The organism is Erwinia sp. (assembly GCF_049696395.1).
Classification (GTDB): Bacteria; Pseudomonadota; Gammaproteobacteria; order Enterobacterales; family Enterobacteriaceae; genus Erwinia.
This window is the reverse complement of the sequence record NZ_JBAVTT010000009.1, coordinates 1-16,295: the sequence shown is the minus strand read 5'-3', so window position 1 is coordinate 16,295 and position 16,295 is coordinate 1. Positions and strand designations below refer to the sequence as shown.

The following is a 16,295-nucleotide window of genomic DNA, read 5'->3' as shown; positions in this document are numbered from 1 at the left end:
ATCAAAGATATAGGTGAACAACATGAAATTTCCGATCTATCTCCACAGAGCTGAGAGCGGTAGTTTCTCCGGCTTTTTTCCTGATATTGTCGGCTGTTACTTTGCTGGTAACTCTATTGATGAAGCTATCGCTGATGCATACAGCGCTATAGATACCCATTTGGAGTACCTGGCCGAAAAAGGCGACGCCTTACCGGAGGCTAAAGAGGTTGCTGCACATTTAGAAAATGAATCCTGTGCAGGTGGATATTGGGCTTTTGTTGACGTAGATTTATCCAAATATGACGGTAAGGCCGTTAAATTGAATATTACCTTACCGCAAAATCTCTTATATAAAATTGATAGCTATGTTGAATTCAACAGTGAATACACTTCGCGCAGCGGGTTTATTGCAGAGCTTGCCCGTCGCGAACTGCAAAAAGTGGTACACCGCTAAAGAAGCCTCTACTGACAACGATCTTGCCCGCTAAATACGGGCTATTTTTGTCCCAACAACGTCTCTGACAGCTTTACTCAGGCCCCAACGCCTGTAATATTCTGCCAGCCTGATCGGCTGTTAACGGGTAATCAAAGAACCGCTGGTAGAAATCCTGGGTGGTTTTCACCATGTCCAGCTCTTTAAATAACGCCGGATGCAGAAGCTTCGCTGCCCACTGAATTTGCAGAGCGGCCTCTGTTCCGTAGCGATCCCACGGGAAAACCCCGGCCGGGTTTTGCCAGACCTGATGGTTTTTTACCGCCTTCAGGCTGCTGAATAATGAGGCGTAGTCGGAGTCAGCAAGCGTGCCAGCACCGGCACCCATGATGATGATATCCGGCTGCCAGAACAGCACGTTCTCCGGCGAGGTCTCCTTCATGTTGCCCTTCACTTCAGCCGCGGCATTTCGGCCGCCAGCCAGCTTGATCCAGGTATCAATTAACGTCTCGCTGCCATCCACTTTTAACGGATGCAGCGACTCAATATGCAGCACGCTTGGGCGCTGGTCAGGTTTCAGTCCGGCAGTTCTGGCCTGAATGGCGGCAATCTGCCGATCCAGATAGGTGTTGTACTCCTTCGCTCGCTGGCGCGCTTTATCCGTTCCGACAACTTCCGCCGTGGTAAGCAGCGACCGTTTCATTGACGGGAAATCGTCAAAGCCCATCACCAGCGTTGGCAGGCCAGCCTGGCGGTAGGACGCTGCATCGCCGTCTTCCGCCGCGACAAACACCGCATCCACTTTGCGTGTCAGCAGGGCTTCGCTCTCAAAACTGCGGCCATGCACGGAGAGCGCCTGATTGAGCGACGGCTGAATTTTAAACATCCAGGGCCGGTCTTTGGCGTGATTAACCGTCGCCACAATCCGGTCGCCCGCACCCAATGTCATCAGCAATGAATGGTGCGCATACCAGCCATCGGCAATACGGGTTGCCTGTGCAGGAACAGCCACCTGATTGCCAGCATCATCCGTCACGGTGCGGGCCAGTGCTGACTGGCTGAAGGTTGTCAGGTTCAATGCCGCCAGCAGTGGTAGCAGGATCAGGCGTATTCTCATCAGGACCTCATCAGAAATTCAGTTGCATGGAAACCTGCACCATTCGCGGTTCACCGATCTGGGCACTGGCATATCCCGCGCCGCTGTAGCCGTTCAGGCCACCCGGCACGATGTTAGTCCAGTAATGGCGATTGGTCAGGTTGGTCATATCCAGCCGGAACGTGGTGTCGGTATTGAACAAACGCGTTTTATAACGGGTTCCGGCATCGAAGGTCGCGTAACTGCCTACCCAACTGTCGTTGGTATTATCGGTACTGCGACGACCCACGTAATGCATACCGCCATGGATATCGGTACCGCTGAAGAACGGCAAATCGTAAGCGGCAAACAGGCTGGCGGTGTAACGTGCCAGGCCAACAATCTGTTTGTCCTCGGTAGTTGCGCTGGCGGTATCGCGCAGGCGCGGATCGAGCCAGGTCATGCCGCCATACAGGTGCAGATTGTCGGTCAGATCGCCATCGGCCATCAGCTCCAGGCCTCGGTTGCGCTGGTTGCCATCCACACCGTATTCGCCGCTGGTCGAGGTATAAGCAAACGGACGATCGATCTGGAACAGAGCCGCGGTCAGCAACAGCTTGCCCACCGCCAGTTTGCTGCCAACTTCCACCTGCTTGCTGCGGTAAGGCGCCAGAATATTGCCCGCGTTAGTGGAACCAGTAGGCGCAGTATCGCCCTGTTGCAGGCTGTCGGCATAGGTGACGTAAAGCGTCAGCGGATCCACTGGCTTGTACATCAGGCTGGCAGAACCGCTGAAACCGCTGTCATTCGATTCGCTGGTGCGGCTGCCGGTTTTGGCGTAATTCGCCGAGCTAAGGAAGCTCTGGCTCCCCGCCAGCAGTAGGCTCCATTGCGGGGAAAACGTTAGCGTATCGCTCAGTAATAAGGCCTGCTGTGTAGCGGTTGCCGAATGGTAACGATGAGTGAAGTCAGGATAGTCTGGCTCAGCGTAAGACTGCGGATCGTCAAGGGAGGCGCTACCCAGCGTTGAGGTGCCCCCGTTGATCGGGTTTTCATTCTTCCAGACAAACCCGCGAATACCGGTAGAAATCTGGTGATGCAACCAGCCCGTCTCCATTTCTCCGTTCAGGTTCGCCATGTAACTGTTGATGGTGAAGCGGCTAGCGGTTGCTGACGAGGTGGTGGTGGTGTAATGCCCGGCGTTGTCAGTAAACGTGTTGGTCACACCGGTCGATTCGCGGTCTGCAATCTGGCGCAGCACGCCCACTTCACCCTGCCAGTTGCCGTCAAAATCGTGTTTCAGATGCAGGCTGGCGGTTAGCGTGTGGTTATTGTCACCGGCATAAGACTGGCCGAGATGGGCCGTTTTCGGGTTCGGCGCGGAAGGGAATGAGAGCCCGCTGCCCATGGCAAATTTTCCCGGCAGGCCTTTAGCGTAGTAATGGTAATAGCTGAAGTTCGTTTCCAGCACGGTTTTGTCTGTCAGATTGGCATCCAGCGCCAGACTGAATAGCTGACGGCGTTTTTTGCTGCCGCTAACGTAACCGTTACCTTCATCATCAAGGAAGTTTGCGCGATATCGCAGACGATCGTTCTCATCCAGCGGGCCACTGAAGTCACCAGAAATAAGATGACTCAGGCCAGTCCCTGCGCCGAAGGTCAGGCTGTGCTGGGCGATATCCGTCGGACGTTTAGCGACAAAATTGAACAAGCCAGCCGGATTGGCCGGGCCATAAAGCGAGCCCGCCAGCCCGTTCAGTACTTCAAGATGGTCGAACTGTTCGGCGGCGTAGTCGGTCGTGGACACCACATTCAGCCCATCAATCATCGAGTTCTGCACCACGCTTCCCTGCAGACCTCGAGTCTGCGGGCGCGCGCCATCACCCTGCACGGAAGGCATATAGCGATAAATATCGCTCAGGCTCTTAGACTGCTGGCGCTTCATCAGCGACGGGGAGATAACCTGAACGGAATAGGGCGTATTACGGATCTCTTGTTTACCCAGGTTACCGATCGTCGCCTGTTTATCCGGAGCCGCAACGTCGCTGGCCGGGGCTGCGGCGTTGACCGTCAGCGTTTTATCCTGGGTTGCAGCCTGGGCCTGCAATGCGAAAAAGATCGTGACGCCAAGCGCACTCGTCTTAAAAGAAGGGGTTACCACTGCCATTTTTTTAGTCTGCCTTACGATGCGTAGCGGCTCGGGCGGCCACCTGTGCGGGAATGCGGTGAAAGAGCGCAGAGGGTAGCATACCGTTATATTTATTCGTATATAACGATCGGCTTGCCGTAAACTTCGGTGGATGCTGCTGACAGCGCGCTGAAAAGCAAAGCATGCTAATGATTTTCATGTGACTCACATCACATTATTTTGCTGTCTCCTCGCCATAACTTCCGGCTATACCCCAGCAATAAACAAGCATTATCCCGGCTGTCATAAGAGTGAAATAGTCTTCTCAGGCAAACCCTGCAACCTGATAAGAGAAACTCCTGATGCTGATCCCTCAACCCTATTTGTTATTCCTTGGCGATGTTACCGATCCGCTGGCCGCTAAAACTGCGCGTGGCATTCACGTCTGGCGACCAGAGCAGTGCGTTGGGCAGATCCGTCTGCCGGGCTGCACCGTCTCTCTGGGCCTGGACGACCTGACCATTGAAGCGGCCGTCACAGCCGGTGCCAAAACGCTGGTTCTCGGAACGGCCAATGCCGGAGGGTATCTGCCTGAGCACTGGCTGGATACCGTCCGTGGCGCGATCAAAGCCGGACTGAATGTGGCAAGCGGCCTGCATTACCGCCTGGTGGATAACGAAGAGTTGGTGGCGTTGGCAAAAGAGCAGGGCGTTGAGCTGTTCGACATCCGGCATATGCGTCCAAAACTGGAGGTGGGCAGCGGCAAAAAACGCAGCGGCAAACGCGTGCTGACGGTTGGCACCGACTGCTCAGTGGGCAAAATGTACACCTCGCTGGCGCTGGAATCTGCCCTGCATGAGATTGGCCTGAAGGCTGACTTCCGCGCGACCGGCCAGACCGGGATCCTGATTGCCGGAGAAGGCATTGCGGTTGATGCCGTGATTGCCGACTTTATTGCTGGCGCAGCCGAAGCGCTGTCTCCAGCCAATGAAGCCGATCACTGGGATATCGTTGAAGGTCAGGGTTCTCTTTTCCATCCTTCTTATGCTGGCGTCAGCATGGGTCTGATTCATGGTGCACAGCCACAGTGGCTGGTGATGTGCCACGAAATGCACCGTCCGCATATGCGCCACCTGCCGCATCAGCCGATGGTCAGCCTGGCCGATTGCGTGGAAGCCAACGTGCGCGCGGCCAGTGTCACCAGCGACAGCGTTCAGCTGGCCGGTTTTGCCATCAACACCTCCAACTACAGCGAGCAGGAAGCCCGCGACTACTGCCAGCAGATCAGTGAAGAGTTTGGTGTGCCAGCCACCGATCCGGTGCGCTTTGGTATCGCGGAGATTGCTGCACTGCTGAAAGAGCGGGGCTGATGATGCGCCGGATGCAGGTTGAAGTGGTTGAACTGCCGCTGGCTCGCCCGTTCGCCATTGCACGCGGCACCAGAACGGCGGTGACGGTGGTCCGGGTTACGCTGGAGCAGCAGGGTTTTATCGGGCGGGGTGAATGCACGCCAACCGCCCATTATCACGAAAGTGCTGAAAGCGTGACTGCGCAGCTGGCGGCGGTCCAGGACGAAGTAGAAAACGGCCTGACGCTGAGTGAACTCCAGACTCGCCTGCTGCCAGGCTCGGCCCGCAACGCGCTGGACTGCGCGTTATGGCGGCTGGAAGCGGCACTGAACCGGCAAACCTTGTGGCAGCGTTTAAATGCGCAGCCACCGGCAACGGTGATCACCGCTGAAACCTTGAGCCTGGACAGCGTGGAGATGATGGCGGCCGCTGCGGCGGATGCCGTCTCTCGTGGCGCTATTCTGCTGAAAATTAAACTTAATCGCGATCTGATTTTGGAAAAAGTGGCCGCGATCCGCGCTGCAGCACCGGAAGCCACCCTGATTATTGATGCCAATGAAGCCTGGAGCGGGCTGGACCTGAACAGCCTGTTCACGGCATTGACTCACTTCAATATCGCGATGATCGAGCAGCCTTTGCCAGCCGGTAAAGACGCCGATCTGCAACGTTTTGATCATCTTATCCCGGTCTGCGCTGATGAAAGCTGCCATCACGTTGGCGATATCGCCGGGCTGCGTAACCGCTACGAGATGATCAACATCAAACTCGATAAATGCGGCGGCCTGACCGAAGCGCTGGCGATGGTCGAAGAGGCCAGGAGTCACAAGCTGCGGCTGATGGTGGGCTGTATGTTGGGCTCATCGCTGGCGATGGAAGCCGCCTTGCCGGTCGCCGTCTCGGCAGAACATGTTGATCTGGACGGGCCGATCTGGCTCGCGGCGGACAGCTCCCCTTATCTCTCATATAACCAGGGTCGTATCTGGCTGTAAGCCAGTTACCACCGGAGCTACGATGACGGAACGTATTCACTCAGAACCTACCGCCACCGGATCCGGCACCTCTTCACCTGTGCTACAGGTTGAGGATTTGAGCGTCAGCTTTAGCGGGCGCTCCGGGAAAAACCTTGCGCTGAAAGGCGTCTCCTTCACCATTAATAAGGGCGAAATTGTTGCGGTAGTGGGCGAAAGTGGCTCGGGGAAATCGGTCACTTCTCTGGCGGTGATGGGCTTGCTGACAGCGTCCGCTTCTGTTGAGCGCGGCGCTATCCACTTCAGCCCACGCAGCGGCGTGAAACACCCGTTACTGAGCATGAGCACCGAAGAGCGCCGCAAGCTGCGCGGTCGCGATATGGCGATGATCTTCCAGGAGCCAATGACCTCGCTTAACCCGGTCCTTCGGGTGGGCGATCAGCTGACGGAGGCCCTGCGGGATCACCAGTTGTGCGACAGCAAAACCGCCAATGCCAAAGCCCGTGAACTGCTGCGCAAAGTGCGTATTGCGGATATCGATAGGGTGATGAAAAGCCATCCTCATTCCCTCTCCGGCGGCATGCGCCAACGCGTGATGATTGCTCAGGCGCTGGCCTGCGATCCGCAACTGCTGATTGCCGACGAACCCACCACCGCGCTGGACGTGACCGTTCAGGCTCGCATCCTGCAAATCCTGCGTGACCTGCAACAGCAAAGCGATATGGCGGTGCTGTTTATCACCCACGATATGGGCGTGGTGGCGGAAATTGCCGACCGCGTGGTGGTGATGTACCGCGGAGAAGTGGTGGAACAGGGCAGCGTGGAGCAGATCTTTGCCGCGCCGAAACACAGTTATACCAAGGCGCTGCTGGCGGCCGTCCCCCGTTTGGGTGATATGAAAGCCAGCCGCTGGCCGCAACGCTTCCCGTTGCTCGGTGAAGAGCAGGATGAGGATGAAGGCGTACAGATTACCGCGCGTTATGAGCAGAAGCCGCTGCTGGATGTGCGCGGGCTGAAAGTCTACTACCCGATCCGCAGCGGACTGTTTTCGGCGCTGACTCACCGCGTCCATGCTGTTGAACAGATTGATTTTTGCGTCTGGCCGGGCGAAACGCTGGCGATAGTCGGCGAAAGCGGCTGCGGTAAATCCACCACCGGACGGGCATTGTTGCGCTTAGTCTCCAGCGAGTCTGAAAGTATTCATTTCCGGGGCGAAGAGATCAGCCTGATGAAAGAGCAGGCGTTTCATGCGCTGCGCCGGGAAATTCAGATGGTCTTTCAGGATCCTTACGCCTCGTTAAATCCGCGTCTTACCGTGGGGTTCACCATTGCCGAACCGCTGTTGCTGCATGGGCTGGTGAAATCACTGGAAGAAGCCACGCCACAGGTCCAGTCATTACTGAAGAGCGTAGGTTTATTGCCAGAGCATGCCCGCCGCTATCCGCATGAATTTTCCGGCGGCCAGCGTCAGCGTATTGCGATTGCTCGCGCGATGGCGCTTCAGCCCCAGGTCATTATTGCTGATGAAGCGGTCTCCGCGCTAGACGTCTCCATTCAGGCGCAGGTGGTTAACCTGATGATGGACCTGCAAAAAGAGACCGGCGTTGCCTGGATTTTTATCTCGCACGATATGGCTGTGGTTGAGCGCATCGCCAACCGCGTAGCGGTTATGTACCTTGGCCAGATTGTGGAAATCGGCCCGCGTCATGCCGTATTTACCGACCCTCAGCATCCTTACACTCGTCGTCTGCTGGCGTCGGTGCCGGTGGCCGATCCTGCCCGCCGCACCGTGCGCGAACTGGATGATGGCGAAATTCCTTCGCCGCTGCGTAAAGCCGGGGAAGAAGTGGCAAAACTTCGTTACCGCCAGGTTGCCCCGCATCACTGGGTGGCCGAAGGGGACATGCACCGTTAGCGCTTATTTCACTTACCAATCTGGAGAGACACCATGAAGCCGTGTTTACGTCGTTCTGCCGTCGCCCTTGGGCTGTCACTGTGTCTGGCGGGCATCGCTCAGGCACAGGACCTGCGGATTTCCGCTTATGTAGATATCACTGGCCTTGATCCGCATGACACCTCGGACAACGCCAGCTATTCGGTACAGGCAGGGATCTTTGAGCGCCTGTTCCAGTTCGACAGCAAAATGAAGCTGGTGCCGTGGCTGGCTACGGATTACACCAGCAACGCTGACGCCACCGAGTTTACTTTGAACCTGCGCAAGGGCGTGACCTTCCAGGACGGCACGCCGTTTGATGCAGAAGCGGTAAAAGCTAACCTTGAGAGGCTGGCCGACCAGACTAAAGGTCTGAAGCGTAACAGCCTGTATAAAATGATTAAAACGGTTACCGTGGTCTCTCCAACGCAGGTCAAAATCGATCTGAATCAGTCATTTGGTGCCTTTATCAACACCCTTGCACACCCTTCAGCGGTGATGTGGAGCCCAACCGTGCTGAAGCAGTACCCGGAAGAAGCCCAGTTGCGCCTGCACCCTACCGGCACTGGCCCGTTCAAATTTGTCAGCTGGCAGCCGGGTAAAGAGGTCAAGCTGAGCAAGTTTGACGGTTACTGGCAGAAAGGCTGGCCGAAGGTCGATAACGTTTACATCACGCCAAGTCCTGAAGACTCCACTCGCGTAGCCGCGCTGAAGTCTGGCCAGGTTGATGCTATTTATCCGTTGCCTTCTGACCTGATTAAAACCGTGGAAGGCGACAGCAAACTGGCTGTGCAGCGCGATGAAAGTATCTACCTCTACTATATGGCGATTAACACCCAACATAAATCGCTGGCCGATGTGCGCGTGCGTCAGGCTATCAACTATGCCATCAACCGGGAGATCTGGCTGAAAGTGGCTTATGCCGGCATGGGCAAACCGGCTACCTCAGCCATTCCTCCTGCCGTGCAGTTCTACGCCAAACAGAGCGATCCGGATTACCGCTACAACCCGGAAAAAGCCAAAGCCCTGTTAAAAGAAGCCGGATTCGCTAATGGTCTGGATCTCAAGCTGTGGGTAACCAACGCCACCGCCAGCGTTCGCGCTGCGCAGTTCCTCAAGCAGCAGCTTGGCGCTGTCGGTATTCGTGTCACGGTAACGCCAATGGACTCCGGTGCGCGTAACGCCAAACTGTGGGGCGTGAAGGATCCGAAGCAGGCCGAATTCGACCTTTACTACGGCGGCTGGTCTACTTCAACAGGCGATGCTGACTGGGCGCTGCGTCCGTTGTTTGCTACCGAATCCTGGGTGCCGACATCCTATAACGTCTCTTACTACAGCAATCCGGAAGCGGACAAAGCCATTGCTGCCGCGCTGCAAACGGCCGATCCGGCTAAGCGCGCGGCGGCTTACGCCCAGGCGCAGAAAATCATCTGGAAAGATGCGCCGATCGCTTTCCTCGGCTCGCCAGATAACCTGGTCGGCAAGAAGAAGAACCTGACCGGCGTTTCAATGCTGGCAGACGGCTCGTTCCTGTTCGATCAGGCTGAGTTTCATTAATCCTTAGTCTGTGGCGGGAGCGATCCCGCCTGTGCTGCTGGTACACCCGACTTAACCAGGAAATCGCCTATGTTTGCTTATCTTGTCCGACGTTTACTGGAAATGATCCCGGTGTTGCTGGTGGTCTCTCTGTTAGTGTTTGCGTTTATCAAATTGCTGCCGGGCGATCCGGCGCGAATCTATGCCGGTCCCGATGCGCCAATCGAGGCGGTCGAGGCGGCACGACAGCATTTAGGTCTGAACGATCCGCTGCCACAGCAGTATCTCCACTGGCTGGGCGGTTTAGTGAAGGGCGACCTCGGCGTGACATACCGCACGCAACAGCCGGTGACAGAAGTGATTGCTCAGGGCTTTATGCCGACGATGTGGCTGGCGCTTGCTGGGTTTGCCTGGTCAGTGCTGTTGGGGCTGATTATCGGGGTGATTTCCGCCCTGAAACGCGGGAAATGGCAGGACTGGACGCTGATGAGCCTGGCAGTGGGGGGGATTTCGATGCCGCCTTTCTGGCTGGGGCTGCTGTTGATCCAGTTTGTTGCCATGCCGTTCGGCCTGTTCTCCGTCAGTGGCTTTAACCAGCCGAGCGACATTATTCTGCCCGCTATTACGCTGGGCTCTTCGGTGGCCGCCGTCATGGCGCGCTTTACCCGTTCGGCCTTCCTTGAAGTGGCACAGGAAGACTACGTTCGCACCGCGAAGGCCAAAGGACTGCGTAACCGGCTGGTCACGTGGAAGCATGTGATGCGCAATGCGTTGATCCCGGTGATCACTATGCTTGGCTTACAGTTTGGTTTTCTGCTGGGCGGATCGATCGTGGTGGAAAGTGTCTTCAGCTGGCCGGGTCTTGGCTGGTTGCTGATCGAGTCGATCAAAACGCAGGATCAGCCGGTCATTCAGGCGCTGGTGATGCTGTTTGTCTTTGAATTCATTGTGATCAATCTGCTGGTGGATCTGCTTTATGCGGTCGTTAACCCGGCAATCCGTCTGCGTCAGGAGCCTGCATGAAGCCAACAACCGAAGCGGCCATCGCGCAAAACGTGCTGGAGAACAGCACGCTCCGCTCGCCGTGGCATGATTTTATTCAGAACCTGATGCGTAATCCGCTGGCGCTGGTGTCTGGCGGGTTTATCCTGCTGCTGGTGATTGTGGCGGTCTTTGCCCCGTGGATTGCGCCGTGGGATCCGATGGCGCCAGACTGGATGGCGCTCTCGGCACCGCCTTCAACTGCGCACTGGATGGGCACCGATGATTTGGGGCGCGATGTACTTAGCCGTATTATCTATGGTGCGCGCATCTCGCTGTATGTTGGCGTACTTTCCGTCACTTTAGGCATGGTGGTTGGCATAGTGCTGGGACTGCTGGCGGGCTATTACGGCCGCTGGGTTGATATGCTGATTATGCGCGGTTCCGACGTGCTGTTTGCCTTCCCTGGCATGCTGCTGGCAATTGCGGTGGTGGCGATTTTAGGCCCAGGCTTAAATAACGTCATTATTGCTGTGGCGGTGTTTAGCGTACCGGTTTTTGCCCGAATCGTGCGTGCTTCCACGCTCTCTTTGAAGCAGGCCGCTTATGTGGAAGCGGTACGTTGTGCCGGTGCGCCCGACCGGGTGATCCTGCTTCGCCATATTCTGCCAGGCACGCTGTCCAACGTGATTGTCTATTTCACCATGCGCATCGGCACCAGTATTCTGACGGCTGCCGGACTGAGCTTTATCGGCCTTGGTCCGGAGCCGGACGTGCCGGAGTGGGGCAATATTCTGGCGATGAGCCGCAATATGATGATGGCCGGAGAGTGGCACGTCAGCGTGTTCCCGGGTCTGGCGATTTTTATTACCGTGCTGGCGTTTAACCTGTTGGGTGATGCGCTGCGCGACACCTTAGATCCGAAACTGAAAGGGTAAGCTGATGGATTACCGGCAGGCAGCGCTTGAGCTGTTATTGCAACGCTGGCGTGAAACCCGTCAGTTAGGCAACCCCCGCGGCACTTGTGGTGCCAGCAACAGCCTGAGCGATGTGCCTGGCGTTCGGGTGGGTCACGCCACGCTGGATGAGGGCGAACGTCAGACCGGCGTGACGGCGATTGTTCCGCCGGGCGGTAACCTTTTCACTCACCCGCTGCCTTGTGGAGCCGCCGTGCTGAATGGCTTCGCTAAGCCGGTTGGACTGGTGCAGATTGAAGAACTGGGCGTGCTGCAAACGCCGATCCTGCTGAGCAATACCCTGGCTGTCGGCACGCTGTTTACCACGCTGGTGCGTGAGGCGATCGGTCAAAATCCAGAACTGGGGCGTTCACTGCCTACGGTGAATCCGCTGGCGCTGGAGTGCAATGACGGCTGGCTGAATGATATTCAGGCGCTGGCCGTGACGGAAGAGATGGCGCAGCAGGCGCTGCGTTCTGCGGCGGCTGACTTTAGCCGTGGCAGCGTCGGTGCCGGGCGAGGAATGAGCTGCTTCAGCATGAAAGGCGGAATTGGCACAGCTTCACGAGTGATCCCTGCACTTAACGCGACATTGGGCGTGCTGGTGCTGGCCAACTTTGGCGCCTTAACCGCGCTGACGCTGGACGGCGTCAGAATGGGCGAGGCGATTGAACCCTTACTGCCGGAGCTGACACCGCAACGGGATGCCGGTTCCATCATCATTATTATGGCGACCGATGCGCCGCTGGATGCGCGACAGTTGAAGCGCATTGCCAAACGCGCCGGTGCCGGGTTGGGCAGGCTGGGCAGCTACTGGGGCCACGGTTCTGGTGACATCGCCGTTGCCTTCTCCACCACGGCTATCCCGCAGCCGCCAGAAGAGTCCTCTCTTGAACCGCTTTTATCCGCCGCCGCAGATGCCACGGAACATGCCGTTCTCGATGCGCTGTTAAGTGCCGAAGCAGTGACCGGCTTCCGTGGGCATCATCGCCCTGCGTTAAGCGAGTTGCTGGACCGGCTGGCCCTCAATTAAGGAATTCACGATGAAAATTTTTATCTCCGCCGATATTGAAGGCATCGCTGGCGTGATGCGTCCGGAGCAGTGCAGCCCGGGCCACGCCGAATATCAGCTGGCTCGGGGATTGATGGAGCAGGAAGTGAATGCCGCCATCGACGGCGCCTTTGCTGGCGGCGCTACAGAAGTTGTGGTGGCCGACAGTCATGCACAGATGACCAATTTACGGGCTGAGAATATCGACCCAAGAGCGCGTCTGGTACAGGGTAAACCTCGTGGGTTATCGATGGTGGAAGGGCTGCAGCATCAGCCTTACGACGGCATGATGTTCGTCGGTTTTCACAGCGCCGCCGGTGAGTTTGGCGTGCTGGCGCACACCATCAATGGCCGGGCGTTTTACCGGGTGAAAATCAACGGTGAAGTGATGGGGGAAAGCGATATCTATGCCGCGGCGGGTGCAGAACAAGATTCACCGCTGTGGCTGGTGACGGGAGACGACACCTTGCAGCAGTGGATAACGGATTACTATCCCTCGGTAGATTACGTCTGCGTGAAACGGGCGATTTCGCAAACCTGCGCGGAGTCACTCAGCCCGGAGCACGCCCGCACGGCGATCCGACAGGCCGCAGAACAGGCGGTAAAACGCGCCAGGAAAGTCAGCACCACGCGCCTTGCCGCGCCTTATACGCTGGAACTGATGGTGGCAAAACCGCTGCTGGGCGATCTGTTCTGCCTGATCCCCGGCGTAGAACGGCTGGATGCCGTGACGGTAAGTTATACCGCACCAGAGATGGCGACGATTGTCAGCCTGCTCAGCGCTTTCTCTTATCTGGCGACGACGCAGAACTGAACAGCCTGACCGGAAGTCAAAGTATAACCAAGTTTGTTCACCTATTGTGAACATCCTTCAAAGAGAGTACTGTTTCCTCCAGGACATAAAGAGTTCGACAGACTGACCGAGTATTACCGGAGGAACCCAAAATGAGAGCCGCTCAAGCCGTTAAATATCAACAAGTGATCCATGCGACCGAAATCCTGGTGAACGCCGTGCCTTTTCTGGGGGCGAATCCTGGTCAGGCCGATTATAAAGAAGCCCTGAAACTGGTTGAATATTTACTCGAGCACAATGATGACAGCCCGTTGATTGACCTGCTGGCGACGAGAATTGCAAGTTATGAAGATACGGCTGCAGAATTTGCTGAGTTTAACGCCCGCATAGCAGCCATTCCGCGTGAATTAGCCATGCTCAGGACGTTGATGGATCAATATGGGCTTAATCAAAGTAGTTTTCGGCACGAAATTGGCAGTCGTTCATTAGTGAGTATGATCATGAACGGGCAGCGCGTGTTGACGTTGGAACATATGCGAGCGCTGTCAGTCCGCTTCAACATCCCCGTTTCGGCATTTATCGACAGTGAAGATACGCAATGAAGACTGCCAATGACGTAAAAACTCGTCTCGGTTTTATGCGAGGGCAATGTTCAGCCCCTGACAATTTTAATGAACTGTATCAGGAAGAGATCATTGAAATGTTCTGTCAGTCTGCCACTGAGTGCCATGATAGTCAGGCACCCAGTCAAAATATTACCGCCAGTACTTCACCACCCGACTGCGATTAAGCACTAATTTCAGGCTATCGTCGTCAAACTGCACCGCAAAGCGTTTCTGCCACAAACCATCCTGTGCGGTGGCGAGCAGGCGACCTTTGCCGAGCGGAACCAGCGTGGCGTGAATGGCGGCTGGCCCGATGCCCATCACCATCTTTTCACCGCTGATAGTCAGTTCGCTGCGCATGGCCGGAATGCTCCAGCGTCCCTGCACGGCAGCCAATGTGGCGCTGTCCGCTTCCACTGGCACAAACTGGCGGGCGGCAAGGCCAATTTCACCGCTGATCACGCTGCCTTGTTGACGCAGACGGACCGGGAAAGTGCTGGATAGCGACACGGCTTCACCAGGCATATCGCTGTGATACAAATTCTCCGCATTCCCCAGCCAGTTAATGCTGTCGGCATTCACTTCGAGCCAGTCACTGCCTTCTTCCGCTACATACATTCCTGGCGTCAGGCTGTGGCCGCGTTGTGGCAAAGATTCCCCAAGCAGTGCAGACATGATGGCCAGCGCCGAATCGAAGCTGGCAACATCTTCGCGGTTGGCAACCAGAGCCAGCCCCACTTTTTGCTGCGGATCGAGCAGGAAATAGCTTTTATAACCCGCGTGAGAGCCGCCATGACCGACCAGCTTCGTCATGCCAACAGACGAGTGCGTCAGGCCCAGACCGTAGCCTGTAACCCGACCATCAGCGAGCTGACGCGGCGCAGACAGTCTGGTCAGGGTCTTTTCTTCACTCAATAAATGCTGAAGCCACTGGCTGAGGTCGGTCACGCTGCCGGTAAGACAACCGGAGGCCGAAAGATGCAGTCCTGCGCTGGCGAGCAGCCACTGTTTATTGTGCTGCCAGTAGCCCGGAACCAGGCCAGGCACGATATCGAACCAGGTTTCCGGTGCGGTAAACCTGGTGCCCAGCGGCTGGTTAATCTGCTCGCTGATCAGCTCTGAGAACAGCACGCCTTTGGCCTTCAGCGCCTCTTCCACCAGGCGATAGCCGGTATTGGAGTAAGAGACTTCACTGCCTTGCGGATAACTCAGGTCGCCCATCTCAGCCAGAAAATCCAGTAACGAGGCGGCGCTGGTGGCGTTGTAAACGGACAGACCAAGCAGGGAAAGAGTTTCACGCACGTCCGGCAGGCCTGAGGTCATATCCAGCGCGCGACCTACCGTGACCTGGCCATTCTCACCGGTCAGCTGGGGCAGATGCTGTACCAGTTTATCTTCCAGGCTCAGATGCTGGCTGGCAGCACCGGTAACCAGAGAGGCAAAAATGTGTTTAGTGACGGAAGCATAGCGCACCACGGTCTCGCTGCTGAACGCGTGGTTCTGCGCCAGATCGGCCAGGCCACCTGTGCTGATACTGTGTAGTGTTTCGCTGTCGAACAGCGCTATGGCACCGCCCGGAGCGCCGGGTTGTCCCCAGCCTGCGGTAATCTCATCAGCGACCTTTTTCGCCTGCTGCCAGTTAAGCGTCATGCCGGTTCCTCCAGCGTCATACTCAAATCAAACAGTTGCAGGGTATGCGGGTGCTGAATACGGCGTGCGCGCAGATCGTTTGCGCTCAACCTCTCCACCATTTGGCCCTGTTGCATCACCCCGATGTGCGCACAAAGGTGAGTGACCACCGCCAGATTGTGCGTCACCATAATGTAGGTGAGTTTGCGTTCTTCCCGCAAATCACTGAGCAGATTCAGAATTTCCGCCTGCACCGATACGTCCAGCGCCGAGGTGGGTTCATCCAGCAGCAGCACTTCCGGCTCCGCAATCAGCGCTCGGGCAATCGCCACACGCTGGCGCTGACCGCCAGAAAGCTGATGAGGAAAACGAAAACGCACGCCAGCAGGCAGGCCAACGTCAGACAAAGCCTGAGCGATGCGCTGTTCAGCACGATCGATCCGGTGGATCAGCAGCGGTTCATGCAGGATACGATCGATAGTCTGACGAGGATGCAGCGATCCGTAAGGATCCTGAAACACCATCTGCACCTGGCGGAAAAAGTTGCGACCACGGTTTGCGGACAGCGCCATGCCGCCAAATTTCATCTCGCCACGCCAGTCATTGTTCAGTCCGGCCAGCGCGCGCAGGATGGTGGATTTGCCTGAGCCACTTTCGCCAACGATGCCGAAGCTTGCGCCGTTAGCTACGTCGAATGACACGCCTTTCACCACGTCCTGCGACCCAAAAGCGATGCGTAAGTCTTTAATTTCAATCATAGATTTTCCTTGATCACTCTTCCCGCCACGAGGCTTCACGCTGCATCACTGGCAGACGATCTCGCGGATGACGAAGCGAAGGCAGACAGGCCAGCAGACCTTTGGTGTACGGATGCTG

At 56.6% G+C, this 16,295-nt stretch carries 14 protein-coding genes and 1 pseudogene; 10 read left to right on the top strand and 5 right to left on the bottom strand.

Annotated features, from left to right (window positions below; genetic code table 11):
• Positions 1 to 22: 22 nt before the first annotated feature.
• Positions 23 to 436 (top strand): type II toxin-antitoxin system HicB family antitoxin, encoded by a 414-nt coding sequence (locus tag WCC56_RS01070; RefSeq protein ID WP_424690589.1) that lies wholly within the window; start codon positions 23 to 25, stop codon positions 434 to 436.
• A 73-nt stretch (positions 437 to 509) separates the two neighbouring features.
• Here the strand turns inward: WCC56_RS01070 and WCC56_RS01065 are convergent, their stop codons facing one another.
• Both WCC56_RS01065 and WCC56_RS01060 read right to left on the bottom strand, forming a co-directional pair.
• A complete protein-coding gene (locus WCC56_RS01065; protein WP_424690588.1) occupies positions 510 to 1,532 on the bottom strand; it encodes an ABC transporter substrate-binding protein in 1,023 nt (340 codons plus the stop codon).
• Positions 1,533 to 1,542: 10 nt separating this feature from the next.
• The gene (locus WCC56_RS01060) at positions 1,543 to 3,657 is read right to left on the bottom strand and encodes a TonB-dependent receptor (protein WP_424690587.1); all 2,115 of its coding nucleotides are present in this window, start codon (positions 3,655 to 3,657) and stop codon (positions 1,543 to 1,545) included.
• A gap of 323 nt (positions 3,658 to 3,980) precedes the next feature.
• Here WCC56_RS01060 and dgcN point away from each other — a divergent pair, with 323 nt between their 5' ends.
• The 9 genes from dgcN to WCC56_RS01015 all read left to right on the top strand — a co-directional run bounded on the left by dgcN (position 3,981) and on the right by WCC56_RS01015 (position 13,787).
• A complete protein-coding gene (dgcN, locus tag WCC56_RS01055) occupies positions 3,981 to 4,988 on the top strand; it encodes an N-acetyltransferase DgcN (protein ID WP_424690586.1) in 1,008 nt (335 codons plus the stop codon).
• A gap of 2 nt (positions 4,989 to 4,990) precedes the next feature.
• On the top strand, positions 4,991 to 5,956 hold the full coding sequence (gene dgcA / locus WCC56_RS01050) for an N-acetyl-D-Glu racemase DgcA (RefSeq protein ID WP_424690625.1): 966 nt from the start codon (positions 4,991 to 4,993) through the stop codon (positions 5,954 to 5,956).
• A gap of 22 nt (positions 5,957 to 5,978) precedes the next feature.
• Entirely contained in the window at positions 5,979 to 7,850 is a 1,872-nt protein-coding gene (locus WCC56_RS01045; protein WP_424690585.1) for a dipeptide ABC transporter ATP-binding protein, read from the top strand.
• A 33-nt stretch (positions 7,851 to 7,883) separates the two neighbouring features.
• Entirely contained in the window at positions 7,884 to 9,425 is a 1,542-nt protein-coding gene (locus WCC56_RS01040) for a glutathione ABC transporter substrate-binding protein (protein WP_424690584.1), read from the top strand.
• A gap of 69 nt (positions 9,426 to 9,494) precedes the next feature.
• The gene (locus tag WCC56_RS01035; RefSeq protein WP_424690583.1) at positions 9,495 to 10,427 is read left to right on the top strand and encodes an ABC transporter permease; all 933 of its coding nucleotides are present in this window, start codon (positions 9,495 to 9,497) and stop codon (positions 10,425 to 10,427) included.
• Complete coding sequence (locus WCC56_RS01030; protein WP_424690582.1) at positions 10,424 to 11,323, top strand: ABC transporter permease subunit; 900 nt, start codon at positions 10,424 to 10,426, stop codon at positions 11,321 to 11,323. Before WCC56_RS01035 ends, WCC56_RS01030 begins: the two co-directional genes overlap by 4 nt.
• Before the next feature lie 4 nt (positions 11,324 to 11,327).
• Positions 11,328 to 12,374, top strand: coding sequence for a P1 family peptidase (locus WCC56_RS01025; RefSeq protein ID WP_424690581.1), 1,047 nt, complete (start codon positions 11,328 to 11,330; stop codon positions 12,372 to 12,374).
• Positions 12,375 to 12,384: 10 nt separating this feature from the next.
• A complete protein-coding gene (locus tag WCC56_RS01020; protein WP_424690580.1) occupies positions 12,385 to 13,206 on the top strand; it encodes a M55 family metallopeptidase in 822 nt (273 codons plus the stop codon).
• A 131-nt stretch (positions 13,207 to 13,337) separates the two neighbouring features.
• Entirely contained in the window at positions 13,338 to 13,787 is a 450-nt protein-coding gene (locus WCC56_RS01015; protein ID WP_424690579.1) for a helix-turn-helix domain-containing protein, read from the top strand.
• A gap of 153 nt (positions 13,788 to 13,940) precedes the next feature.
• Here WCC56_RS01015 and WCC56_RS01010 read toward each other — a convergent pair whose 3' ends face one another.
• From WCC56_RS01010 to WCC56_RS01000, 3 genes and pseudogenes are all read right to left on the bottom strand, one after another.
• The gene (locus WCC56_RS01010) at positions 13,941 to 15,440 is read right to left on the bottom strand and encodes a serine hydrolase domain-containing protein (protein ID WP_424690578.1); all 1,500 of its coding nucleotides are present in this window, start codon (positions 15,438 to 15,440) and stop codon (positions 13,941 to 13,943) included.
• A complete protein-coding gene (locus WCC56_RS01005) occupies positions 15,437 to 16,177 on the bottom strand; it encodes an ABC transporter ATP-binding protein (protein WP_424690577.1) in 741 nt (246 codons plus the stop codon). The genes WCC56_RS01010 and WCC56_RS01005 overlap by 4 nt, the downstream gene beginning before the upstream one ends.
• A 13-nt stretch (positions 16,178 to 16,190) precedes the next feature.
• A pseudogene (locus WCC56_RS01000) lies at positions 16,191 to 16,295 on the bottom strand (ABC transporter ATP-binding protein); the annotation flags it as partial.

What these genes read in the sequence shown, in the direction of transcription:
- WCC56_RS01015 (WP_424690579.1), top strand. Translation starts at nt 13,338, where the DNA reads ATGAGAGCCGCTCAAGCCGTTAAATATCAACAAGTGATCCATGCGACC.
- WCC56_RS01065 (WP_424690588.1), bottom strand. Translation starts at nt 1,532, where the DNA reads ATGAGAATACGCCTGATCCTGCTACCACTGCTGGCGGCATTGAACCTG.
- WCC56_RS01030 (WP_424690582.1), top strand. Translation starts at nt 10,424, where the DNA reads ATGAAGCCAACAACCGAAGCGGCCATCGCGCAAAACGTGCTGGAGAAC.
- dgcN (WP_424690586.1), top strand. Translation starts at nt 3,981, where the DNA reads ATGCTGATCCCTCAACCCTATTTGTTATTCCTTGGCGATGTTACCGAT.
- WCC56_RS01070 (WP_424690589.1), top strand. Translation starts at nt 23, where the DNA reads ATGAAATTTCCGATCTATCTCCACAGAGCTGAGAGCGGTAGTTTCTCC.
- WCC56_RS01040 (WP_424690584.1), top strand. Translation starts at nt 7,884, where the DNA reads ATGAAGCCGTGTTTACGTCGTTCTGCCGTCGCCCTTGGGCTGTCACTG.
- WCC56_RS01045 (WP_424690585.1), top strand. Translation starts at nt 5,979, where the DNA reads ATGACGGAACGTATTCACTCAGAACCTACCGCCACCGGATCCGGCACC.
- WCC56_RS01060 (WP_424690587.1), bottom strand. Translation starts at nt 3,657, where the DNA reads ATGGCAGTGGTAACCCCTTCTTTTAAGACGAGTGCGCTTGGCGTCACG.
- WCC56_RS01020 (WP_424690580.1), top strand. Translation starts at nt 12,385, where the DNA reads ATGAAAATTTTTATCTCCGCCGATATTGAAGGCATCGCTGGCGTGATG.
- WCC56_RS01025 (WP_424690581.1), top strand. Translation starts at nt 11,328, where the DNA reads ATGGATTACCGGCAGGCAGCGCTTGAGCTGTTATTGCAACGCTGGCGT.
- dgcA (WP_424690625.1), top strand. Translation starts at nt 4,991, where the DNA reads ATGCGCCGGATGCAGGTTGAAGTGGTTGAACTGCCGCTGGCTCGCCCG.
- WCC56_RS01005 (WP_424690577.1), bottom strand. Translation starts at nt 16,177, where the DNA reads ATGATTGAAATTAAAGACTTACGCATCGCTTTTGGGTCGCAGGACGTG.
- WCC56_RS01010 (WP_424690578.1), bottom strand. Translation starts at nt 15,440, where the DNA reads ATGACGCTTAACTGGCAGCAGGCGAAAAAGGTCGCTGATGAGATTACC.
- WCC56_RS01035 (WP_424690583.1), top strand. Translation starts at nt 9,495, where the DNA reads ATGTTTGCTTATCTTGTCCGACGTTTACTGGAAATGATCCCGGTGTTG.